This is a genomic window from Pseudomonas sp. GW823-FHT02C02, from assembly GCF_058797635.1.
On sequence record NZ_JBXAJV010000010.1, the window covers coordinates 1 to 23,198 of the forward strand.

Consider the following 23,198-nt stretch of genomic DNA (forward strand, 5'->3'; position numbering starts at 1 on the left):
AGGTCATCGTCAAGATTAAATTCCGAAACCCCTATCTGCGTATGCAGGTAGGGGTTTTGTTTTGTCCGCAGGAAAGTTCTCCTCAAGCTACAACACAAATTTGCACAGTTATTTTCGACTCATGACACTAGAATAGGTCCAACTTTTTTCGGAGCCAGAGCCCTTATGCCAGATCCGGTTGACGCCCCCGGGCTGTCAGAATTACCGCTGGACGACTTGGTGGCCTGCCATGAGTGTGACTTGCTGATGCGCAAGCCTGAGCTTGCCCATGGCGAGAAAGCCCTGTGCCCGCGCTGCGGTTACGAACTCTACGCCCATCGGCACAACGTAGTGCAGCGCAGTCTCGCGTTGGTCATCGCCGCGCTGTTGTTGTACATCCCGGCGAACTTTTTACCCATCATGCAGCTCAATCTACTCGGGCAATCGTCGCAAGACACCGTCTGGACCGGCGTTGTCGGTCTGTTCGATACCGGCATGCAAGGCGTCTCGGTGATTGTGTTCCTGTGCAGCATGGGAATCCCGTTGCTCAAGTTGCTCTGCCAATTGGCCGTGCTATTGAGCATCCGGTTTGATATCGGACGCAGCTACGGTTTGCTGCTCTACCGTATTTATCACCATCTAAGGGACTGGGGGATGCTCGAGGTTTACCTCATGGGCGTACTGGTGGCGATCGTAAAACTGGCAGATATGGCAGCCATTACAGTAGGTCTCGGTTTGGCCTGCTTTATCAGTTTGTTGTTGGTCCAGGTCTGGTTGGAGGTCGTGATGTCGCCTCATCAGATCTGGCAGGCTTTGTCAGGAGAGGATGCCCATGCGGGCGATTGATGCAGGCATTCTGATTTGCACCGAATGCCATGAATTGAACAAGCAGGAAGCCGACACCGACGAGCAAACCTGCACCCGTTGCGGTGCGCTGGTGCACGCCCGTCGCCCGAACAGTGTCATGCGGACCTGGGCACTGCTGGTCACCGCAGCGATTCTCTACATTCCGGCCAACGTGCTGCCGATCATGACTGTCAGCTCATTAGGGCAGGGCGATCCCAGCACCATCATGTCGGGCGTTATCCAGCTGGTTCAGCACGGTATGATTCCCATCGCCGCCGTGGTTTTTATCGCCAGTATTCTGGTGCCGACGTTCAAGCTGGTGGGCATCGCACTGCTGCTGTTTTCAGTACAACGCCGCCAGCCCCTCTCGGCACGCCAACGAATCTGGATGTACCGCTTTATCGAGTTCATCGGCCGCTGGTCGATGCTGGACATCTTCGTGATCGCCATCCTGGTGGCGGTCGTGAATTTCGGACGGCTTGCCAGCGTCGAAGCCAATCTTGGTGCCATCGCTTTCGCCAGTGTGGTGATTTTGACGATGCTTGCCGCAGTTACTTTCGATCCCCGACTGATTTGGGATAACACGGAGTCGGACGACGACCATGACTGATTTGCCTACAGCTAAAACCCGACCGGCTTCGAACTGGTCTGCCATCTGGGTGCTGCCCCTGATCGCCCTGATCATCGGCGGCTGGCTCGGCTGGCGTGCCTACAGCGAAACTGGCATCGAGATACAGGTGCGTTTCGAAAGCGGTGAAGGCATTCAGGCCAACAAGACTGAAGTCGTCTATAAGGGCATGCCAGTCGGCAAGGTGAAAACCCTTAAGCTCGATGACGAAGGCAGTTCCAAAGGTGTGATCGCCACCGTCGAGATGAACAAGGACGTGGAGCAATACCTCAAGACCAGCACCCGTTTCTGGCTGGTCAAACCGAGCGTGACCCTGGCTGGTATCACCGGGCTGGAAACGCTGGTGTCCGGCAACTACGTGGCCATCAGCCCCGGCGAGGGCGAGCCTACCCGCAAGTTCAAGGCCCTGGCTGAAGAGCCCCCGCTGTCAGACTCTCAGCCCGGCCTGCACCTCACCATCAAGGCTGATCGTCTCGGTTCACTGAATCGCGGCAGCCCGGTGTTCTACAAGCAGATCAAGGTCGGCCAGGTCAAAAGCTACTTGCTGTCGGAAGATCAAAGCACAGTCGAGCTCAAAGTGTTCATTGAGCCCACCTACGCCAATCTGGTGCGCAAACACACCCGTTTCTGGAACGCCAGCGGCATCAGCATCGACGCCAACCTGTCTGGTGTAAAAGTGCGCAGCGAATCGCTCGCCAGCATCGTCGCCGGCGGTATCGCCTTCGCCACGCCGGAGAACCGCAAGGACAGCCCGCCCACCGATCCAAGCCTGCCGTTTCGCCTCTACGAGGACTTCGATGCCGCCGCTGCCGGTATTCGGGTCAAGGTCAAACTCAGCGATTTCGAAGGCCTGCAGGCCGGCCGTACTCCGGTCATGTACAAAGGCATCCAGGTCGGCAACCTGAAAGCACTGAAGGTCGATCCGGACCTGAATGCCGCCACTGCCGAATTGACACTTGATCCACTGGCCGAGGATTACCTGGTCGAAGGCACTCAGTTCTGGGTGGTCAAACCGTCGATTTCCCTTGCGGGCATCACCGGGCTGGAGGCCTTGGTCAAAGGTAACTACATCGCTGTGCGACCGGGCGACAAAGGGGCCGCGCCGCAACGTGAATTTGTGGCCAGACCCAAGGCGCCGCCGTTGGACCTGCGTTCGCCCGGTCTGCACCTGGTGTTGTTCACCGAAAACCTGGGTTCGCTGGAAGTCGGCAGTCCGATTCTCTATAAGCAGGTCAAGGTTGGTTCGGTGCAGAGCTATCAGTTCTCCAAAAAGAAGAAGCAACTGGTGATCGGTGTCCACATCGAGAAGGAATACGAAGGCTTGGTCAATGCCTCGACACGCTTCTGGAATGCTAGCGGAATCACGCTCACAGGCGGACTGACCGGTGGAATCCAGGTCAAAAGTGAATCGTTGCAAAGCCTGATGGCCGGCGGCATCGCTTTCGAAACCCCCGAAGCCAAGGCGCCGTTGCAAAAACGCATTCCGCGTTTCCGCCTGTTCGCCAGCCATGAGGAAGCCAACCAGAAAGGCGCCGTGGTTACGATCAAGGTCGATCGCGCCGATGGCTTGCGCAGTGGCACTCCCGTGAGATTCAAAGGCTTGGATGTCGGCAAGATCGAAGATGTCGACCTCAGTGATGACCTGCAATCGGTGATGCTCACCGCACGAATCACCGAAGTGCCGGAGCGCATTGCCCGGGTCGGCAGCCAGTTCTGGGTGGTCAAGCCTGAGTTGGGCCTGATCAAGACCTCCAACCTGGAAACGCTGGTAACTGGCCAATACATCGAAGTGCAGCCAGCAGCGAAGAATCTGGGGCCGCAGAAGAACTTCGTCGCCCTGGCCACTCCACCGGAATCGGCCAAGCAAGAAGCCGGTTTGAGTCTGGTGTTGAGCGCCGCTCGCCGTGGTTCACTGAAAACCGGTGTGCCGGTAACGTACCGCGAGGTCACCGTGGGCAAGGTGACGGGCTATGAATTGGGTCAGACCGCTGACCGTGTGTTGGTGCACATTCTGATCGAGCCGAAATACGCGCCATTGGTGCGCAGCGGCACGCGTTTCTGGAACACCAGCGGTTTCGGGTTCGACTACGGCTTGTTCAAAGGCGCGACGGTCCGTACCGAATCGTTGGAAACGCTGATTCAGGGCGGTATCGCCTTCGCCACGCCGGAGGGTGATCGCATGGGCAATCCGGCGCGGCCTGAGCAGACGTTCCCGCTGTTCGACAAGTTTGAAGATGAATGGCTGACCTGGGCGCCGAAGATTTCACTCGGTAAATAGACTATTGGTGTCCCTGCTGCCGCCATCGCGAGGAGGCTCGCTCCCACAAGGGATTGGCTGTGACCACGGAATTTGTGATCGACACCAACCCCCTGTGGGAGCGAGCCTGCTCGCGAAGAGGCCCTCAAGTACACTGAATCACTAAAAAGACATGCCCAAAAAAAGGCCGCGATCCATTGGATCGCGGCCTTTTTAATGCCTTCGATTAACGCGAATCAAACCGCGTCCAGCTCCGGCTCATCTGCTTCAACGTTAACTACAGCCTTCACCTCATCATGACGACGGATGTACTTCCAGTCCGCCTCATCGATGTAGATCCCGTTTGGCCCACTGCCACCTTCCAGGTCAATCGCCACACTGGCACAGACCTGCGGCTTCACACTCGCCAGGATCGGCACGAAGCCAAGTTGCAGACTCGTTTCCAGCAGCGCAGCCTGGTTCTTCTCGTCGATGTCCGCCGCCTCGTCGAGGTAGTACGGCAGGCGCACGCGACCGGCCTGGTCGCGGTCCATCAAGTGCAGCAACAAGTACATGTTGGTCAGCGCCTTGATGGTCATCGTGGTGCCGTTGGAGGCCGCGCCATCGATGTCAGTGTGGATAACCGGTTGACCATTGACCTTGGTAATCTCGAACGCCAGTTCGAACAAGTCCTTGAGGCCGAGCTGGTTGTGGTTAGCCGCCACCAGACGGGCCAGGTATTCCTTGGCTTCTTCGTTCTTGTTGTCCTGATCGGCGCTTTGGCTCAGGTCGAAGACCGAAAGGGTTTCGCCTTCCTCGTACTGACCGGCGCTGTGGATGATCTGGTCGATGTGCTTGAGGGCTTCCTTGTTCGGCGCGAGCACGATGCGGAAGCTCTGCAGGTTGGAGACCTGACGTTTGTTGATCTCGCGGTTGAACAGCGCCAGTTGATGCTCAAGGCTGTCGTAGTCGCTGCGGATGTTGCGCAGGGTCCGGGCGATGTCGGTCACCGCCGCACGGCGCGCCTTGCCGAGGGTCAGCGCTTCGTCGGTGCGGTGCGCGTAAGCGTTGATCAGCAGTTGCAGGCGACGCTCCATATCGTCTTCGCTGTCGAACTTGGCCACGCCCTTGAGGCGAACCTGCGCATAAAGCGCCTCGATCTGGCCATCGCTGCGCTGCAAACCCTGCCAGCTGTCCTGATAGTCGTTGAGCAGCGGCAGCAGGTTGTCCATGGAGTCATCGATCGGGTCCATGAACGGCGTACCGAACGGCAGGTCTGCGGGCAACAGCTGACGGCGGCGCAGGGCGTCGTCTAGGGTGCGTTGCTTGGCTTCCATGTCGCCGATCTGCCGGCCGACCAGTTGCAGCTTGGCCGACAGTTGCTGGACGCGCTCGGTGAAGGCATCGCTGGAACGCTTCAATTCGTCCTGCGCCGCTTCCATCTGCGCCAGTTGCTCCAGCTTGTCGCCTTCTTCGGCGCTCAGGGTTTGTGCGCGGCGGAAATCTTCCAGGGCTTTTTGCGCATCCAGCACTTGCTGGTACAGCGCTTCGGTCTGGGTCTTGCTCGCTGCGCGGTCGGCGACCACGGCAGCCTGGGTTTTCAGTTGCTTGAGTTCTTTCTCCAGGCGGTCTTTCTGATCGCGCAATGCCGCGCGGTCGGCCAGGGCTTGCAGGGCTGGCGGCTCAATGTGCGAGATGTCGATGGCCAGGCCTGGTACTTCGAAACGCTCACCTTTGAAGCCGTCGAGGATCAGCTCCAGGGATTTGACCCACTGACCGTCCTCATCCAGCGTAATGCCATGCTCACCCAGCGGCAGGCTGAACAGCGCGCTGTTGAACAGACGCATCAAACGCTCAACGTCCTGCTGCGAGAACTCTTCGCGCAGACGGGCGTAGCTGTTGTTGTCGGCGTGATCGAGTTGCTGTTTCACCGATTTCAGGCGTTTTTCCAGGTCCCGCAGACGTTCTTCGAGGTCTTCGGCAGAGAACTGCCGCGACTGGGCCAGCGCACCGGCCAGTTCATCGTGCGCGTCCTTGGCCGCGAGCAGTTGCTGCTCCAGCACTTTGACGTCATCGACCAACGCGAAGCGATTCTTCAACGCCGAGAGTTCGCCGAGCCAACGTTGGATGCCGGTGATTTCCCGCTCCAGGCGCATCAACTCCTGAGTGCCGCCACGCTGATCGTTTTGCAGCGCGTCCTGCTCGTTGCGGTAGTGCTCGGCCTGAATCGTCAGCTCTTCCTTGCGCGCACTGGCGTAATCCGACCAAGTGCCAAGCAACGAATCGAGCAGCGGAGAGATCCGGTGCAACTTGCCGCGCAGAATATTGCGCTGGGTCACGCCAGCGGCGAGGGCTTCAACCAACGGGCCGGCGGTGACCAGCGAGTTGTAGTCCTGCTCCATGCGGCGTACATCGCGGAACGCTTCTTCGCACGCGGCGATGTAATCGACGCTGCCGGAACGCAAGCTGTGTTCAAACGCATCGAGGAACAGCTGCTTGAGCTTGGCCGCGGTGATTTCGCGCATGTGCAGCAGGTTGATGAACAGTGCGCGGAACGTCTTCAGGCTCTGCTCGCTGGTGGAGCGCAGCGGGATCAGGGTCAGGTCCAGCGGGATTGAGGTGTGACCGCCGACCAGCAAGCGACGCAGCTCATCCGGCTTGAGTTCATAGGCTTTCAGGCCCTCTCGCTCAAGGTTGGTGAACAGCTCTTTCTGGCGCAGGCAGGTGTCGTTCTTCTGGTAATGCGCCAGGTCCAGTTTGCCGGCGTAGGCAAAGAACTGGTGACCGAAACCACCGCCCGGGCCGCGCCCGACCACGCCGATTACGTGCGGGCCGTGGGGCAGCGAGACTTCGACCAGGATGTAACTGGTGTCCGAGGCGAAGTAGAAACGACGGGATTGTTCCAGGCTGTACTTGCCGAAACTCATGTCCGACATGCGCGCCAGAATCGGAAACTGCAACGCGTTGATCGAGGCGGATTTACCGAGGTTGTTCGCGCCGTAGACCGACAACGGTTCTTCCAGCGGGAACAGGCCGAGGCTGTAACCGGCGGTGTTCAAAAGGGCAAAGCGGCGAATGCCGTAGCGTTCCTTGCTCATGCGTCGGTCTCCTGTTCTTCTGCAATGGCGCGGGCCATGGCGTCTTCTTCGCTTTCTTCTTCGAAGTCACTCAGATCGAGCGGATCATCGGTTTGCAGCAGTTTTTCGTCGCTGTCGTCATCGATCAGCACCGGAACCGGCAGCGGTAAGACGCTGTGCAGGCTGGCCGCCAGATCGCGGTCTTGTTGAACCGACAGGCAAACGTCGAGGAAACGATGCATCGGCGGCAGGAAGCGGTAGATGCCGTTTTCTTCGCCGGCAAAACCGAGCTGGGTCATGCGGCGCATGATTTTTTCTTCGAGTTCTTCCACGGTCTGCACTTCGGCCTGGATGAACAGGTCGCGGTATTTTTCCAGCAAGGACGGCAATTCATCGCGGCCGAGGCTGCCGCCGTCGAGCACGGCGACCGGGTCACGCCCCTGATCCGCCAAGTGCTCGACGAGGATGAAGGTGAACAACGCCAGACGTTGCGCAGTCTTGTTCACCGCTGCCGCCGCAAGGTCCGGCACGAAGTAATAGAAACCACGGGTATCGCAGACCAACTCATAGCCCAGCGCCCTGAACAGCGTGCGGTACTGGTCCTGGAAGTTCGACAGTTGCGCGTACAACTCCGGGTCGCGGCGGCTGACGTGGTAGCCCTTGAACAGCTCGCGAAAGATCGGCGCCAGTTGGGACAGTTCGGATAGATCAAGATGCATGTGGGGTGCTCGCAGAATCCTCGGCGGCGGTGTCGCGGGCCGAGAGCAGGGCGAAGGAGCGCAGGCTGACCTGGTGCTCGTGAGTGTGGTAATCGCGGCGTTCCAGACGCTCGCGTGTGAAGCGTTTTTCCCGCGACAGGCGCGAGAACCAGTAAAGCAATTCGTCGGTGGCGCCGTCCGGCTCCTGCTCCAGCAGCCAGGTCATCAGGTCCGGCATCGGCAGGGCGTCTTCGCAGCGTTCGAGCATTTCCCGAACCGTGCGTGGCGCGCGCGGCGCTTCGCCTTTCTGCGTTTTGTGGGCCTTGGGGAAGCGCGCCGGTTTCGGCTCGAATCGGGCCAGCGCATAAACGTAGGCTTCGACCTGACTGGCGCTGCCGAGGAAGGTGCTTTGCGGGCGGGTGAACATCGGCATCGCCGCTTGCGGCACCGCATCGATGCCTTTGCGACGAATGGCCGACAAGGCCAGCGCAGCGCCACGGGTCACGGCGTTGTGTCGACGGGCTTCTTCACGCAGCGGCAGCAGCAATTCGCGGGCGTGGCGCAGGGTCAGTTGGGCGCTGGTCTGCATTTCGAGGATGCGCGCGTGAGTACGCAGCAGCATGTCGTCGTCGACCAGGTGACCGAGGCGCTGTTGTTCGGTGAGCATGCGCAGCAGGACGTTCTCGACCTTGCGCACGCCTTGCTCGAAGGCACCGTCGGCGTTCACCAACTGAATCATCGGCTCGACGTATTCGTCCCAGGTCGCCAGTACTTCGGCGTAACGCTGACGCAGCGGGATCTGCCGGTCGCTGGTCTTGGCGCGTTCGGCGACGGCCACCAGGGCCTGTTCGTCGTTGGCGAGTTTCTTCAATACATCGCGTACGCGCATGTCGAGCAAACGCAATTGGCGCGCCAGATCGTGGCCGTCGCGAATGTCGAAAGCGTCCTGAATATAACCGGCCAGACGTTCGAGGTGGCGCAGATAGGCTTCGATTTCCAGGCACAGGCCCAGACGGTGCTCACGGCGCAGGTAAGCGAGGAAGTCGTGGATCTGCGCATTGAGCTCGAAACGGTTCGGGCTTTTTGCCACGGGAACCAGAATGTCGAGGCGGATCCACACGTCCAGCAGGCTGGTGATGTCCTGCGGCGTACTGTCGAGTTGCTGGGCTGCCAACTGTGAACGCAGTTCGTTGAGGCTCAATGTGCCTTGGTCGAAGTGCTCGCACAGTGGCTCCAGAAGTGCCCAGTGTTCAGCGAGGGCGCGCAAGACGCGCTTGGGTTCGATCATCGGAATGGCCGGCTGGTTGGCGATTAAAAGCCGCGATTGTACTGCATCGGGACCGATGCGATTCACTCTCGGGACGGGCTGTAGCTGTTTCTAAGGGAAAGAGTATCGATCAAGCGCGGGCGATCTTGAGCGAAGGGCGGTAGAATCAGCGCACTTTAGTTATCCACAAGTGGCCGACCTTTGCTAATCGAGTCCCGTCGCCGCGCCTATTTGACTGCCATGCAGGTGGTCAACTGGCTGCCGCGCACTGAATTGCCCTTTGCCGCGCCATCGCGTCCCGAGCTGATGGAGATGCCGGAGCCGTTGGTCGTCGCGCCGGTGGTGCCTGCCTCCGCGCCAGCACCTGCCGCTGCCGCTGCGCCGGTGATGGCACCGACGGAGCGCGTCAAGATCGAGGTGCCGCGGCCATCGCTGGCCAGCACCCGCACGAACGCCAAGGTCGAAGAAGACGCCGCGCCAGTCGTCGCCAAGTCTGTGCCAGTGCCGCCACCGCGTTTTTCCCTGCAATTGCTGCGCGCTGGTCGGTGCCTGCTGTTGGTCGAGTTACCCACAGGCGAGACGTTCCAGACCCGCGATCCGGCCTATCTGCTGCTCAAAGACATGCTGCGCGCCGCCGGTCTGCCGGACAGCCCACAGATCATCGGCGAGCCGGTGCGCTGGCCGCTGTTGGCCCGGGGCACCATGGATCAGGGGCCGGAAGCCGCTCGGGACTTCGTGCAAGGTTTTCTCTCGGCCCGGCTGGAAGACGCTCCGTGCGTTTGCGTGTGGCTGATCGGCCTGCCAGCGGTGCGTTTTGCCGGTGAGGCGAACGCCGAATCCTTCAACCGTGAACTCCAGGTCGAAGGCCTGGGCTCGGTCTGGGCCCTGCCGGGCCTGGAATTATTAATGGAAGAGCCACAGCGTAAGGCTGATGTCTGGCAAGCCATGCGTCGGCTGATGGCGCGCTGGAAAGAATCAAATGAGTGACGCTGTATCGTTCCGCCCGATGACCGAGGCGGACCTGGACGCTGTACTGAAAATCGAATACGCGGCGTACAGCCATCCCTGGACCCGCGGGATTTTTCTGGATGGGCTGGGCAAGTACCAGATCTGGCTGATGTTCGAAGGGCAGCAACAGGTCGGTCACGGCGTGGTGCAGATCATTCTGGATGAAGCGCATCTGCTCAACATCACCGTCAAGCCCGAGAATCAGGGCCGTGGGCTGGGTTTGACGCTGCTGGAGCATTTGATGTCCCGGGCGTATAACGCCAAGGCGCGGGAATGTTTTCTGGAAGTGCGCGACAGCAACCGTGGCGCGTTCAAGTTGTATGAGCGTTATGGGTTTAACGAGATTGGGCGGCGGCGGGATTACTACCCCGCGGTGGGAGGGCGGGAAGATGCCGTGGTCATGGCCTGCACTTTGGTCGACTGAGCCTTTTTGAAGCTTCGCGGGCAAGCCTCGCTCCTACAGGACTGGTGTCGTACCCACTAATCCCGTAGGAGCGAGGCTTGCCCGCGAAGGCGTCCTGACTGACATCTACGATCAACGATTACCGTCCATCGGATCCCGCCGCGCCATCTCCGCCTCATCCAGCCCATTGCCCCCGCCAATATCGTCTTCATCGACAATACTCAAATCCCAATCCGCCTGATTGCCTTCACCGGCCTCATGGGCATCCCGCGCACCGTCTTCACGGATCAACGTTTCCGGGCTCATGTCATCATCTGTAGACTCATGGTCATCGGTCGAGGCCCCCGTCATGCCCGCTTCACGCACACGTTCCCGAGGCATCAGCCGTTCGCGCTCGGTTTCCGGCAGTTCGTCGCCTATTTTCGCGCTGGGTTCTTCCTCGTCGAAATCCAGTTCATGCATCGAACCCATGCGGTCTTCGTTGTCGTCGATGGGCTCGGGCTGCACCGCATCGTACGGACGTCGTGAATCAGTCATGGCAATTCCTCATACTGTGGGCCTTACTAGGGTGGACCCGCTGAACTCCTGAGAATTCCACCCGGCATTACTTGCATCAAGCGCGTGACCCCGACGGGCGGTTGTCTGTCAAACCAGCGCATCATTCTTGAGGCTTTACAGCATGAACGAATTACAAGATCTGATTGATAACAACGAACGCTGGGCCGAGGCGATCAAACAGGAAGATCCGGACTTCTTCTCCAAGCTGGCTCGCCAACAGACGCCGGAATACTTGTGGATTGGCTGTTCCGACGCCCGGGTGCCTGCCAACGAGATCGTCGGCATGCTGCCCGGCGACCTGTTCGTCCACCGCAACGTGGCCAACGTGGTGCTGCACACTGACCTCAACTGCCTGTCGGTGATTCAGTACGCGGTCGACGTGCTCAAGGTCAAACACATCCTCGTCACGGGCCACTACGGCTGCGGCGGTGTGCGCGCTTCGATGCAGGATCGCCAGCTGGGCCTGATCGACGGCTGGCTGCGCTCGATCCGTGATCTCTATTACGAGAAGCGCGAAGAACTGGCCGGGTTGCCGACCGAAGAAGAGCGGGTCGACCGTCTCTGCGAGCTCAACGTGATCCAGCAAGTGGCCAACGTCGGCCATACCAGCATTGTGCAAAACGCCTGGCATCGCGGGCAGAACCTGTCGATCCATGGTTGCATCTACGGCATCAAGGATGGCCGGTGGAAAAGCCTGAACACGACCATCAGCGGTTTTGAGCAATTGCCGCCGCAGTACCGACTGCGTCCGGTCGAAACGCTGTAAAACGGTTCAACAGAGACTGCGCCGACGCCAGTGGTGGAAATACAACTGGCCGTCGGCGTTCGGCTGTTCATCGTAGCCGCAGATCCAGCCTCGACACTCCGGGGACCCGCACTGACAGGCGAACTGGCGCAGCAGTTTGTCTTCGGTCGTGGCGTAATCCATCGTCAAGTTGTCGCCTTTATTAATATCCGTCAGTGCCCACAACCACATTTCGCTCATGTCGAGAAAGACATTGGGGTCGCAGGAGTGCCTCAGCAGCCCGCTGAAGTGTGGGTCGTAGACGTGGATACCAGGCGCCAGTTGCCGGGTATGTCGATGGCGATAAGGCACGAGATGCCCCGACACGCGGCAGATTCGGCTGATCTGTGGAAATTCGCGCAGGGCTACGATGGCCGCGGCCAATCCACTCGCGTTGTAGATAATCTCGAAATCGACCCGGGAAGGAAATCCAAGGCCTGGCGGTAGCTCCGGGAATGGATAGAATCCATCGGGAGCTTGCGCCAGGGGCCCGTGCAGGGAATGAGGTTTCATAACGATCCTTGTCGGCAGCGCGTTGCGACTTCCCAACTGACGTCCTGTCAGCCCTGCAACACAGGGGGTTACCTCAAGATCTCGCAAATGAAACGACGGGTCTACTGTCAGAACTGACAGAAGGAAAGTGCGCTTTTGCGCGTAAGCCTTCGCTCACACGCAAACGTGCAAGGGCGTTTACAGCGCAGGCGCCGGAGCCGCAGTCACAGGTGCCGGGGCTTGCAGCTGTTTGAGCTCGGACTGGATCGGCGTCGTCGCGCATTTGGCCACGGCTTGTTCAGGCGTCAGGTTACGGATCGAGGTGTAGAACAGCTCGCAGGTTTTTTCTTTCTGGGTCACTTGCCACGTCTGTGTGCAGCCTTTCAGCTGAGCGGTCGGGTCGGTCCCGGGTTTGCTGCCCATACCGGCCTGCCAGCAGGCGGCGCTCAAATCCTGGCCCATGACTTTCAGGCCCGCGGCATCGGCCTTGGCCTGAGCATCGTCGCCGGTGTAGCTCTCTGGGTTGGCGGCGTACCAGATGTAGCTCGGGTGGTTGGAGCCCAGCACCGGCACCTTCACCCCGGCGCTCGGGCTGATCGTGGCCAGACCCAGCACATTCACGGTCGGCCCGTATTGCTGCTTGATCCAGTTACGCACCGGTGCGCCAAACGCGACCATCGGCAACGTGGCACCGCTGGCGTTCTGGCTGACTTCCTTGACCATGGTGGTCTGGTAGTCCTTGAAGTAGTCGTAGACACCTTCCAGATCCTTGCCTGCACTGGCCGGCGCCGCAATCGGCGCGATATCAATGATGGTCTGGTAACCCGGCGTCTGATCGGCGGGGATACCGTTGTCGGTCAGCAGCGTGGCCCAGCGATCCGTGGTGGCGGAGCGCAGGTAATCCTGGGCCTGTGTCAGGGAGTAATCCGGCGGGAAATGCAGCAGCTCGACGCTCTTGCGGTTTTCCAGGGCCATGCCCAGTGGCAGGAACAGATACCAGCTGTAAGCCCACTTGCCATCAACGTTGAGCTTTTTGGCGCCCGTGTAGGCCAGATCACCGGCATTGAGCAGCGCGGACAACGGTTTTTCGTAACCCTTCGGCACGCCGCTGATGTCGGCGTAGAGCTGACCGTTATCGGTTTTGACCCGCACTTTCGCAGTGCTGTAGCCATCGCGCTGTACGCTTTGGGTCAGGTAGTGCTCGACGGTTTGCTCAAGCGTCCAGTTGCGGAAGCAGACGACGTTGCAGTTGTTGGGGTAGGCGAACAGCCGCGTGACGCGTTCGGTGCTGCCCAGTTTCAGATCGACATTGGCGTGGGCGGCGGCGCTCAGGGTAAGGGCCGCGAGGGTAAGTCCTGTCAGTTTGAACATGCTCAGATCCTTTTCAGCGTGGGCCGCGTTGATCGCGGGCGATAGTTACTTAAGCAGATCGGCCGGCAATCGCTCACCTGAACATCAAATGAGTCAGGTGATATTCCGGGAAATACATCCGACACACGAAGATGACGCCGACCATCACCAGCAAAAACACCAACTGCAACGGACTGAAGTGCGCCCAATGCAGCGCCGTCAGCCAGGGACGCCGAGCGGCCAGTTCAGGGTCGAGCTGACCGATACGGCGTTTGTGCAAGAGACCGATCAGCATGAAACCGACATAAGTCGCCATGCCCGGCCAACCCAACAGAAGCCCGAACAGCAACGTGAGGACGGCTTGCGGAACACCGTGTCGCATCACCAGCCAACGGGTATCCGGGTTCCAGTGGCGGGGGACCAGGCCTTCGGTCAGCCACAGGTCCTGGACAACGACATGCGAGATGATCGGCACCCACCAACTCATGGCGAAACGGAAGAACCAGACTGGCACGCAGGCGAATGCCAACGGGATAAATATCATTGGGATGCTGATGCTGAAGCCTTTGGATTTGTATTCGGTCGGGAAATAAAACAAAAACAGCGCCAGTGCGATGCCCGCCCAGACACGCACCCAGGTTTCGTCGGCGATGGGGCGCGGCAGGAAACGTCGCCAGTGAAAAACATCGGCGTGGGGCAACCGCAAACGCAATTGCGGATAACGCCACTTGAGGGTTTGCGCAAGGTCATGACAGGCCTGCCATTCGTTCTGGCCAAAGCCGTCGATCATTTTCTTCTGTTGGCCAGGCTGCATCGGATTCATCAGCAAGTGCGCGGCTTGAACGTCAGCGGCCCAGGTCCGGTTGTCTTGGGCCTTGGCCTGCAGGCTTGCGTAGAAGCTTTCCTGATTGCAGCGTTCAATCAGTGCCTGCCAGAGCGACATCGGTTCAGGATGAATGCCTTTTTTATCGTCCCAGCCAAACACCTGACCGACGCGATCGAACAGTGGCAGGCTCCATTCGGTGTCGTTGAACAATTGCAGGAGGATCCGCTGCCACTCCTGACGTCGATCGAACACCTGCAGCCAGGGTTGCACGGTGTAACTTTTGAGCTGTGTCAGGAATTCCCGCTCCTTGCCGGCTTCGAGCAACTCCTGCAACGCCTGCCGATAATCCTGCAGCAAGCCGCTGGCGAGAGCGTCTCGCTGCCAATCGGTCATTTCGACGTTTTGCCAGGGCGCGAGCCAATCGAGGTGCTGGACCGCCCAGGCGGCAATCGAATTGCGCAAGCCCGGATGATCGAAGCACAACGCCAGCAATCGCTGTTCAAACGCCTTGGCGCAGTGCTGTTGTTGCGCTTGGGCCCAGCGCTCGGACAGATTCTGCTCGGAGAGTCCGTCGAGCAAGGCGCGCGCCGCGAGTTCGTCCGGCGCTGCAACCGGTTCGTGAAGGGGCTGGGAGTTGGACGGTGCAAGGTTCAGCGAGTGCAGAGGGGGCGGACTTTCAAGGTTCAAGGGCCGAAGTGGAGGCGGATTTTGAAGGCTCAACGGACGCACGCCGAGCACATCGGACCCTGCCTGGAGGTCGGTGTGATTGGGCTTCTCGACAATGTCGACCGTTGCGACTTCATGTTCTTCGGCGGCGTATTCGGCTCGCCATTGCGCAACACCCAGCGCCTGCTCATAGGCTTCACGCAAGCGCTGAAAGCCTTCGGGATCTTCATCGGGCCGGAAGGTTTTCAGCAGCCTTGCATAGCTTCGCTTGAGGGTGCGCGCATCAGCGTCTTCGGGCAGTTCCAGCACAGACCAGCAATCCATATTGCTGCTCCTTAGTGCCAGAGACCGTTGTCCAGCGTGCCCAGTTGCTGGGTCAGTTCACTGCGCGCTTCACGGATCCGCCGTTCATCCTGCGAATCAAGCACGTGCTGAAACTGTTTGGCCCAATGAGCAATCTGTTCACGCATCTGCCCCAGACTTTCCTGATAGAGACGCTCAAGACGTGCGGTCAACACCGTATTGACCTGCTGATCGCGCGGATGAATCTTCAACAGCGCCAGGCCCTCCAGGCGTTCCTGAATCTCTTCGGGTGTGAGCACGCCGGGGTTGTTTTCGATGACCAGCGAATGCTTGTCGCCCGTCAGGGGAATGACCACCTGGGCTTCGAGCAAACCGTTGTTGTCGTAGGTGAAACGCACGTCGAGGGCGACTTCGCCGGCCTTGCGTTTCGGCACTTTGATGTCCAGTTCGCCCAATGCCACGTTGTCTTTGACCAGGCGGCTTTCGCCCTGAAAGATCTTCAGCAGCACGTGCTCTTGGTTATCTTGCAATGTGTACACCGTCTTGACCCGGCTCACCGGCACGATGCTGTTGCGCTCGATGATCGGCAAGTAATGCCCGCTTTCGTACTGCTGGCCGATTTGGGTCGAAGTCTCGATGCCCAATGTGTAAGAACAGACGTCGGTCAGCACCACTTCTTCCAGCGCGGCGGAGCGTGCTTTCAAGGCAGCCTGGATCGCCGCACCGTGGGCCACGACTTCGTCCGGATCGAGACTGATCGAAGGGAAACGCCCAAACAGGCCGGCCGCCAGTTTGCGCACCAGCGGCATGCGCGTCGTACCGCCCACCAGCAGGATTTCGTCGAGATCACTGACCCGAATCCGCGCGTCTCTCAGGGCCCGCTCGATCGGTGTGCGCAGGCGTTCGAGCAGCGGCGTGTAGAGCGTGGCCAATTGCGCTTGGGTGATGGTTTGCGTCCATTGCTGGCCGTCGACCCGCAGGCTGAATTCGGCGCTGCTGTCCTGGCCCAGGGCTTTGCGCACGCGCTCGGCCTCGCGACGCAAAGGCTGGATGATGCTGTTGCGGTCAGGAAAGTTGTCGGTGTTGCGATGGTGCTCAAGGAAATGCTCAAGCAGCACGCTGTCGAAATCTTCACCACCCAGGAAGTTGTCGCCCGCGCTGGCGCGCACTTCCATGACCCCGTCGAAGAGCTCCAGGATCGACACGTCGAAGGTGCCGCCGCCGAGGTCGAACACCAGGAACGAAGTTTCCTTGTCCCGTTGATGCAGCCCATACGCCAGCGCCGCAGCGGTTGGCTCGTTGATCAGTTTTTCAACCTTCAGACCCGCCAGCTCACCGGCAATGCGCGTGGCCTTGCGCTGGGCATCGCTGAAGTAGGCCGGCACGCTGATCACCGCTTCATGCACGGTTTCGCCGAAGGCCCGCTCGACGTCTTCCTTCAGGCTCTTGAGCACCAGCGCCGAAAGCTCCTCGGGACGGAATGACCGGTCTCCCAGACGCACTTCCGTAGCGCTGCCCATGTGCCGCTTGAACAGCGAAGCGGTCTGGCGCGGGTGAGTGTGCAAGCGCTCGCGGGCAGCCTGGCCGACCAGAACCCGGCCCTGATCATCGAGACCCACCACGCTGGGAGTGAGGAACTGGCCGAGTGCATTGGGCACCAACTCGCTGGACTCCCCGCGCCAGACGGCAACGAGGCTGTTGGTGGTTCCCAGGTCAATCCCTACGATCATGGCGATGAACTCCCTTTCCGGCCTGCAAAAAGTTGATACAGATAATATTCGCGCAAGGATATTACCGGAGCAGCGGGGCGGTAAAGGAAAGTAGTGGCACTGAGCTATTATTTGCGGCGGGACGTGGTTTGGTCCGCAAGCGTGGGATGTGACAGAGGGTTACAAGAGGTGCAGTGTCTACCGCTCTCGAGCACTGCTAGACTGGCGCAGTATTGGACTTGGCAAAGGTCACCCATGAAACCTTCTACTGCACTGGATCTAAAACGAGCAGCCGTCCGCGAGGTCGTCGGTCGATTTCGTACGTCCAACCCTCGTGTATTTGGTTCCGCGTTACTCGGGACAGATAAAGAAGGGAGTGACCTTGATTTACTGGTGGACGCTCTCCCAGGGGCCACGCTTTTCGATCTCGGAGGGCTTCAAGTCGAGCTCGAAGATTTGCTGGGGGTCAGTGTTGATCTGCTGACGCCGGGAGATCTTCCGTTGAAGTTTCGTCAGCAGGTACTCGAACAGGCTCGTCCCGTATGACTGTTAACCGTCTCGCAGATTACCTTGACCATATGCGGCAAGCCGCAAGCGATGCGCTGATTTTTGTCGAAGGCTTGAGTAAAGAAGAGTTTTCCGAAGACAAACGTACCCAGCAAGCTGTGATCATGAGCCTCATCATTATTGGTGAAGCAGCCACCAAAGTAATGGATGGCTATGCGGATTTTGCGAGCGAAAATTCACAAGTGCCATGGCGCAGCATGCGAGGTATGCGCAACCGCATTGCTCACGGCTATTTCGATATCAATCTCGAAGTGGTGTGGGATACCGTTCAGACGGCCTTGCCTGAGTTGTTGAAGGTTTTACCCTCCGATCAAATCTGATTGCACCTGCTTTGCACAGGTGCAATCAACTTCGTTTACGGCATCACCGGCGGCGTATACGTCAGCGTCGTCCCCAGCGCCCACAGCAAAAACAGCACCAGCGGCGTGTGCACCAGCAATTGCACGAACGAGAAGCCAATCAAGTCCCGCGCCTTCAACCCGAGCACGCCCAGCAGCGGCAGCATGTAGAACGGGTTAATCAGGTTCGGCAGGGCTTCAGCCGCGTTGTAGATTTGCACGGCCCAACCCAGGTGGTAATTCAGGTCGGTGGCCACCTGCATGACATAAGGCGCTTCGATGATCCATTTGCCGCCGCCGGATGGAATGAAGAAACCGAGAATCGCCGAGTAAACGCCCATCAGCAGCGCATAAGTGTCGTGGGACGCAATGCTGACGAAGAAGGTCGAGATGTGGTGGGCCAGGGTCTGCGCGTCAGTGCCTTTGACCGTGGTCATCAGCGCAGCGATCGAGCCGTAGAGCGGAAACTGGATTAGCACGCCGGTGGTGGTTGGCACCGCTCGCGATACGGCATCGAGGAAGCTGCGCGGGCGCCAGTGCAGCAGCGCGCCGAGCATGATGAACAGGAAGTTGTAAGTGTTCAGGCCCGAGATCGCGCTGATCGCCGGTTTAGTCGAAAACTCGTGGAACAGCCATCCTGCGGCCAGCAGCACCAGCAAAATCGTCAGCAACGGGCTGTGCTCCAGCCATTCGCCGGGGCGGGTGCGCGGTTGCAGCGGTGGCAGGTTGAAGCTCGGGTCGATGCCGCAGGCTTCGGCGTCGCGGGCTGTTTTCGGCCCCGGCGCGGTGGCGTAGGCGATGATCAGCGAAATCACGATCAGTGCCAGCAACATGACGCCGGACTGCCAGAGAAAAATGGTCTGGGTGAACGGAATGACGCCGGTGATCGACAGAATCGAGGGTGGCAGGCTGGCCGGGTTGGCCTGTAATTGCGCGGCGGACGACGACAGGCCCAAGGCCCACACGGCGCCAAGGCCCAGATACGCGGCAGCACCGGCGGCGCGGTAATCCATTTTCAGGTCGGTGCGGCGAGCGAGGGCGCGCACCAGCAGACCGCCGAACACCAGCGACAGGCCCCAGTTCAGCAGCGACGCCACCATGGAAATCAACGCGACCCAGGCCACGGCCGAGCGGCCGTTTTTCGGGATCCGGGCCAGGCGGTCGATGAGTTTCACCGCGGGCGGGGAGCTGGCGACCACATAACCGCCGATGACCACGAACGCCATCTGCATGGTGAACGGGATCAGGCTCCAGAACCCATCACCGAAAGCCATGGCCGCGTCAGTGGGTTTGGCGCCCATGAACAGGGTCGCCACGGCCACGATGATCACCGCCAGCGCGGCAAACACCCACGAGTCGGGGAACCAGCGTTCGGCAAAACTTGAACAGCGCAGGGCAAAGCGGGCGGAGCGGGTATCTTCGATATCAGCGGCCACGGGAGTACCTCGAATTTTTATGTTTATTGTGGTCTTTGGGGCGGCAAAGGCCCGTCTGGACAGGTGCCAACAGTAATTCAATCGGTCATTTTTTTGTGACGAAGATTAACCCGTCTGAGACTTTGGTCTAACGGGTTGTCGGTGGACGCGTTTGCGTAGACCATGGGCGCCTTGGTTTTTTGCCCGTGCCAGAGTTCTTTTCATGACTGCCAATACCGATTCGCGCCCGGCGCCCTTCAGCCGCTCGGACTACAAGACCCTTGGCCTGGCGGCCCTTGGCGGCGCCCTGGAAATCTACGATTTCATCATTTTCGTCTTTTTCGCGCTGACCCTCAGCCAGCTGTTTTTCCCACCGGAAATGCCCGAGTGGCTGCGCTTGCTGCAAAGCTTCGGGATTTTCGTGACGGGTTATCTGGCGCGCCCATTGGGCGGCATTCTGATGGCGCATTTCGCCGACCGGCTGGGGCGCAAGAAGGTCTTCAGCCTGAGCATCCTGATGATGGCGCTGCCGTGCCTGCTGATCGGCATCATGCCGACCTACGCCCAGATCGGCTATTTCGCACCGCTGCTGCTGTTGGTCCTGCGGGTCCTGCAGGGCGCTGCGGTCGGCGGTGAAGTGCCGAGCGCCTGGGTGTTCGTCGCCGAGCACGCGCCGGCCGGGCATCGCGGTTATGCCCTGGGCTTCTTGCAAGCCGGGCTGACCTTTGGCTACCTGATCGGCGCCCTGACCGCGACCTTTCTGGCGCAGGCGTTCACCCCGGCGGAAATCCTCGATTACGCCTGGCGTTACCCGTTCCTGCTGGGCGGCGTGTTCGGGGTGATTGGCGTCTGGCTGCGCCGCTGGCTCAGCGAAACCCCGGTGTTCATGGCCATGCAGGCCAAGCGCGAGGCCGCTGTCGAACTGCCGCTGCGCACGGTCTTGCGCGAACATCGCCTGGCGATATTGCCAGCGATGCTCCTCACCTGCGTACTGACGTCGGCGGTGGTGGTATTCGTGGTCATCACCCCGACCATGATGCAGAAAACCTTCGGCATGACCGCCAGCCACACCTTCGCCTTGAGTGCCTTGGGCATTGTGTTCCTGAACATCGGCTGTGTACTCGCCGGGCTGCTCGTCGATCGCATCGGCGCCTGGCGCACGGTCATGCTCTATAGCCTGCTGCTGCCGCTGGGCATCGGCGTGCTTTATACGTGCCTGATCACCGGGGGCCAATGGATCGGCTTGGCCTACGCGATTGCCGGACTCGGTTGCGGGGTCGTCGGCGCGGTGCCGTCGGTGATGATCAGCCTGTTTCCCGCGCGAATTCGCGTCTCGGGGATTTCCTTCACCTACAACATTGCCTACGCAGCGTGGGCGAGTGTCACACCGTTGTTGCTGATCGGTCTGATGCCGTGGAGTCCGTGGATTTGCGTGATCTTCAGTGCGGTGATGGGCGCGGTGGGCGTGAGCAGCGCTGCTTATTTCGGCACACGGATGCCCCGGGTTGAGCATTGCCCGGCCGCTGGCACGGCATGAACGCAAGGTCACGCAGGCGTGCCGCAACTATTTTTGTAGGACAACCCTGAAACGCTCTTCAGAAAATATCCGCAAGGCCGATGGCTAGGCTGCATGCCGCTTTCCATTCCTGTCCATCGGTGCTTTCCATGTTCAACAAACGCTTGAAGCAGGAGCTGTCGGCTCTTCGCGAAGAACTCTCCAGCCTTCAGCAAGTGAAGGACAGTCTGGAAAGCGAGATGCTGGTCCTGACCCTGGATCCTGATGGACGGATTCAATCGGTCAACCAGAACTTCCTCGGCGAGATGCTCTACAAAAGCAGCGACCTGATCGGCCGGCACATTGAAGACATCGTCCCGCCCCATGTGAAATCGGACGAATTCCACCTCCGCTTCAAGGCTGCGCTGACCCGCCGTGAGCACTTTGCCGGCGCCGTGCGTTTGCTGCGGGGCAATGGCAAGGAAGCCTGGTTGCGTTCGATTGTGCAGCCAGTGTTGTCCTCGGAGGGGCGGATCAAGCACTTCTCGATTTATTCCAGCGACCTGACCCGCACCATCGAGGCGTCCCGCGAGCATGAGAACCTGATCGGCGCGCTGGTGCGTTCGACGGCGGTTATCGAGTTCGATCTCAATGGCAACGTGTTGGCGGCCAACGAGCGGTTCCTCAGCGGCATGGGTTACAGCCTGGCGCAAATCAAGGGCAAACATCACCGTACGTTCTGCGAGCCTGAAGAGTACAACAGCGCGGAATACCAGAACTTCTGGCGCCGCCTGAACGCCGGCGAATTCGTGGCAGGCCGCTTCAAGCGTGTGGACAACCACGGTCGTGTGGTCTGGCTGGAGGCGTCCTACAACCCGGTGGTGGATGCCAACAACACGCTCTACAAAGTGGTGAAATTCGCCACGGTGATTACCGATCAGGTCAATCAGGAGCAGGCGGTCGCCGAAGCGGCCAACATCGCCTACAGCACCTCCCAGCAAACCGATCAAAGCGCTCAGCGTGGAACCGCCGTGGTGACTCAGGCGGTGGACGTGATGCGTGACCTGGCCCGGCACATGCAAACCGCCGGCGAAGGCATCGAAGCGTTGAACGAGCAGTCGCTGGTGATTGGCACCATCGTCAAAACCATCAGCGGCATTGCCGAACAGACCAACCTGCTGGCGCTTAACGCGGCCATCGAAGCGGCGCGCGCCGGTGAACAGGGGCGAGGTTTTGCGGTGGTGGCGGATGAAGTCCGGCAGTTGGCGTCCCGTACCAGCCAGGCCACCGATGAAATCGTTGGCGTGGTACGCCAGAACCAGGACATGGCGCGCAATGCCGTGGCCCTGATGACCGACGGCAAACTTCAGGCTGAACAAGGCCTGGCGCTGGCGGCGGAAGCGGGCACGGTGATCGTCGAGATTCAGGACGGCGCACAGAAAGTGGTGAACGCGGTCGGGCAGTTTGCCAATCAACTGGCGACTTGATAACTGACCTCCTGGTGGAAATCGCTACAATCGGCGTTTTCCCAGGAGCAGCCCTCATGAGCGTTTCTCACCGCCGTCCGGTTCCCTTGTCCAAGGCTTATCGCTTGCTCAATCACGGGCCGACCGTGCTGGTCAGCGCGGCGCATGACGGCCAGCGCAACATCATGGCCGCGGCCTGGGCCATGCCTTTGGACTTCGAACCGCCGAAAATCGCCGTGGTGCTGGACAAGTCCACCTGGACCCGCCAACTGCTGGAAGCGTCGGGCACCTTCGTGCTGAACGTTCCCTGCGCGGCCCAGGCCGATATCGCCCAGACTGTGGGCTCGACGTCGGGCCTGGAGCTGACTCAGGGCCAGGGCCTGGACAAGTTTCAGATCTACGGCCTGCAGACGTTCAGTGGCGAGCTGATCGATGCGCCGATGCTTGAAGGTTGCGTCGCCTGGCTGGAGTGCCGACTGCTGCCGGAGCCCAACAACCATCAGCAATACGACCTGTTCCTGGCCGAGGTGATTGCCGCCCAGGCCGATGAGCGCGTGTTCAGCGAAGGCCGTTGGCACTTCGAGGGACACGATGCGCTACGCACCCTGCATCATGTGGCGGGCGGGCATTTCCTGACGATCGGCGAGCCGGTGGACGGCAAGACTCTGCAGCCGTAAGCCGGCTGCCTTTTACACCCAGACGTCATTCTGCGCCGTGCGTTCGCCGCCTTCGCTGCCTGTATTCAGCACACCCTTGGGCTCGATCAGCAGCAGTTTCACTTCCTGCGCGGCAGAGGGTTTGTGCTCGACACCCTTTGGCACCACGTACATTTCCCCCGCGTTCAGCAGGACGTGGCCATCGCGAAAGTCGATGCGCAGCTGCCCCTCGAGCACGATGAAGGTCTCGTCGGTGTCCAGGTGATCGTGCCAGATGAAATCCCCCAGCAGTTTCACCACTTTGAACTGGTAGTCGTTCATCTCGGCGATGACCCGAGGGCTCCAGTGCGAGTCGATCCGGGCGATTTTTTCAGCGAAGTTCAGGCTTTGGTAGGCGTTCATGAAGAAAGCTCTCGTGGTTGATCGTGAAG

General features: G+C 59.8%; 20 protein-coding genes and 2 pseudogenes. 12 read left to right on the plus strand and 10 right to left on the minus strand.

Features of this window, described 5'->3' with window-relative positions; genetic code table 11:
• Positions 1-165 precede the first annotated feature (165 nt).
• From AC1ROI_RS18430 to AC1ROI_RS18440, 3 genes are read left to right on the plus strand one after another with little or no spacing between them, the layout of a single operon-like run.
• Positions 166-825, plus strand: coding sequence for a paraquat-inducible protein A (locus tag AC1ROI_RS18430; protein WP_077749035.1), 660 nt, complete (start codon positions 166-168; stop codon positions 823-825).
• Positions 812-1,435, plus strand: a complete 624-nt coding sequence (locus AC1ROI_RS18435; protein ID WP_010458355.1) for a paraquat-inducible protein A — start codon at positions 812-814, stop codon at positions 1,433-1,435. Before AC1ROI_RS18430 ends, AC1ROI_RS18435 begins: the two co-directional genes overlap by 14 nt.
• Positions 1,428-3,731: a PqiB family protein gene (locus AC1ROI_RS18440; protein ID WP_010458354.1), complete on the plus strand. Its 2,304-nt coding sequence runs from the start codon at positions 1,428-1,430 to the stop codon at positions 3,729-3,731. Before AC1ROI_RS18435 ends, AC1ROI_RS18440 begins: the two co-directional genes overlap by 8 nt.
• A gap of 215 nt (positions 3,732-3,946) precedes the next feature.
• Here AC1ROI_RS18440 and mksF read toward each other — a convergent pair whose 3' ends face one another.
• Genes mksF through mksB form a run of 3 tightly spaced genes read right to left on the minus strand, consistent with a single transcriptional unit; the run spans position 3,947 to position 8,752 of the window.
• A complete protein-coding gene (gene mksF, locus AC1ROI_RS18445; RefSeq protein WP_102595873.1) occupies positions 3,947-6,787 on the minus strand; it encodes an Mks condensin complex protein MksF in 2,841 nt (946 codons plus the stop codon).
• Positions 6,784-7,485, minus strand: a complete 702-nt coding sequence (gene mksE, locus AC1ROI_RS18450; protein WP_077749032.1) for an Mks condensin complex protein MksE — start codon at positions 7,483-7,485, stop codon at positions 6,784-6,786. The genes mksF and mksE overlap by 4 nt, the downstream gene beginning before the upstream one ends.
• Complete coding sequence (mksB, locus tag AC1ROI_RS18455) at positions 7,475-8,752, minus strand: Mks condensin complex protein MksB (RefSeq protein ID WP_010458351.1); 1,278 nt, start codon at positions 8,750-8,752, stop codon at positions 7,475-7,477. The genes mksE and mksB overlap by 11 nt, the downstream gene beginning before the upstream one ends.
• Positions 8,753-8,971: 219 nt before the next feature.
• On the opposite strand from mksB, the gene AC1ROI_RS18460 reads away from it, so the two are divergent.
• Entirely contained in the window at positions 8,972-9,718 is a 747-nt protein-coding gene (locus AC1ROI_RS18460; protein ID WP_102595874.1) for an energy transducer TonB, read from the plus strand.
• Complete coding sequence (rimI, locus tag AC1ROI_RS18465; protein WP_077749029.1) at positions 9,711-10,163, plus strand: ribosomal protein S18-alanine N-acetyltransferase; 453 nt, start codon at positions 9,711-9,713, stop codon at positions 10,161-10,163. Before AC1ROI_RS18460 ends, rimI begins: the two co-directional genes overlap by 8 nt.
• 111 nt (positions 10,164-10,274) lie before the next feature.
• Here the strand turns inward: rimI and AC1ROI_RS18470 are convergent, their stop codons facing one another.
• Positions 10,275-10,679, minus strand: coding sequence for a hypothetical protein (locus AC1ROI_RS18470; RefSeq protein WP_010458344.1), 405 nt, complete (start codon positions 10,677-10,679; stop codon positions 10,275-10,277).
• A gap of 142 nt (positions 10,680-10,821) precedes the next feature.
• On the opposite strand from AC1ROI_RS18470, the gene can reads away from it, so the two are divergent.
• Entirely contained in the window at positions 10,822-11,466 is a 645-nt protein-coding gene (gene can / locus AC1ROI_RS18475) for a carbonate dehydratase (protein WP_010458342.1), read from the plus strand.
• 6 nt (positions 11,467-11,472) lie between these two features.
• Here the strand turns inward: can and AC1ROI_RS18480 are convergent, their stop codons facing one another.
• The 4 genes from AC1ROI_RS18480 to AC1ROI_RS18495 all read right to left on the minus strand — a co-directional run bounded on the left by AC1ROI_RS18480 (position 11,473) and on the right by AC1ROI_RS18495 (position 16,851).
• Entirely contained in the window at positions 11,473-11,997 is a 525-nt protein-coding gene (locus AC1ROI_RS18480) for an SET domain-containing protein-lysine N-methyltransferase (RefSeq protein ID WP_102594945.1), read from the minus strand.
• Between the two features lie 177 nt (positions 11,998-12,174).
• Positions 12,175-13,347, minus strand: a complete 1,173-nt coding sequence (locus tag AC1ROI_RS18485) for a hypothetical protein (RefSeq protein ID WP_077749027.1) — start codon at positions 13,345-13,347, stop codon at positions 12,175-12,177.
• A gap of 73 nt (positions 13,348-13,420) precedes the next feature.
• A complete protein-coding gene (locus tag AC1ROI_RS18490; RefSeq protein WP_102594944.1) occupies positions 13,421-15,142 on the minus strand; it encodes a J domain-containing protein in 1,722 nt (573 codons plus the stop codon).
• 11 nt (positions 15,143-15,153) lie between these two features.
• Positions 15,154-16,851 carry a molecular chaperone HscC gene (locus AC1ROI_RS18495; RefSeq protein WP_077749025.1) on the minus strand — a complete coding sequence of 566 codons (1,698 nt, stop codon included), beginning with the start codon at positions 16,849-16,851 and terminating at the stop codon, positions 15,154-15,156.
• 234 nt (positions 16,852-17,085) lie between these two features.
• Between AC1ROI_RS18495 and AC1ROI_RS18500 the strand changes: the two genes are divergently transcribed.
• Together AC1ROI_RS18500 and AC1ROI_RS18505 are read left to right on the plus strand one after the other, a co-directional pair.
• Positions 17,086-17,376, plus strand: coding sequence for a nucleotidyltransferase family protein (locus AC1ROI_RS18500; RefSeq protein WP_010458330.1), 291 nt, complete (start codon positions 17,086-17,088; stop codon positions 17,374-17,376).
• A complete protein-coding gene (locus tag AC1ROI_RS18505) occupies positions 17,373-17,717 on the plus strand; it encodes a HepT-like ribonuclease domain-containing protein (protein ID WP_010458329.1) in 345 nt (114 codons plus the stop codon). Before AC1ROI_RS18500 ends, AC1ROI_RS18505 begins: the two co-directional genes overlap by 4 nt.
• 35 nt (positions 17,718-17,752) lie before the next feature.
• On the opposite strand, the gene AC1ROI_RS18510 is transcribed toward AC1ROI_RS18505, so the two are convergent.
• On the minus strand, positions 17,753-19,171 hold the full coding sequence (locus AC1ROI_RS18510; protein ID WP_010458328.1) for a short-chain fatty acid transporter: 1,419 nt from the start codon (positions 19,169-19,171) through the stop codon (positions 17,753-17,755).
• Positions 19,172-19,373: 202 nt separating this feature from the next.
• On the opposite strand from AC1ROI_RS18510, the gene AC1ROI_RS18515 reads away from it, so the two are divergent.
• From AC1ROI_RS18515 to AC1ROI_RS18530, 4 genes and pseudogenes are all read left to right on the plus strand, one after another.
• Entirely contained in the window at positions 19,374-20,687 is a 1,314-nt protein-coding gene (locus tag AC1ROI_RS18515; protein ID WP_102594943.1) for an MFS transporter, read from the plus strand.
• Between the two features lie 218 nt (positions 20,688-20,905).
• Positions 20,906-21,592: pseudogene (locus AC1ROI_RS18520) on the plus strand (PAS domain-containing protein); the annotation flags it as partial.
• Between the two features lie 102 nt (positions 21,593-21,694).
• Positions 21,695-22,132, plus strand: a pseudogene (locus tag AC1ROI_RS18525) (methyl-accepting chemotaxis protein); the annotation flags it as partial.
• Positions 22,133-22,188: 56 nt separating this feature from the next.
• On the plus strand, positions 22,189-22,788 hold the full coding sequence (locus AC1ROI_RS18530) for a flavin reductase family protein (RefSeq protein ID WP_102594941.1): 600 nt from the start codon (positions 22,189-22,191) through the stop codon (positions 22,786-22,788).
• A 12-nt stretch (positions 22,789-22,800) separates the two neighbouring features.
• Here AC1ROI_RS18530 and AC1ROI_RS18535 read toward each other — a convergent pair whose 3' ends face one another.
• Positions 22,801-23,169: a cupin domain-containing protein gene (locus AC1ROI_RS18535; RefSeq protein ID WP_077749023.1), complete on the minus strand. Its 369-nt coding sequence runs from the start codon at positions 23,167-23,169 to the stop codon at positions 22,801-22,803.
• Positions 23,170-23,198: the final 29 nt, after the last annotated feature.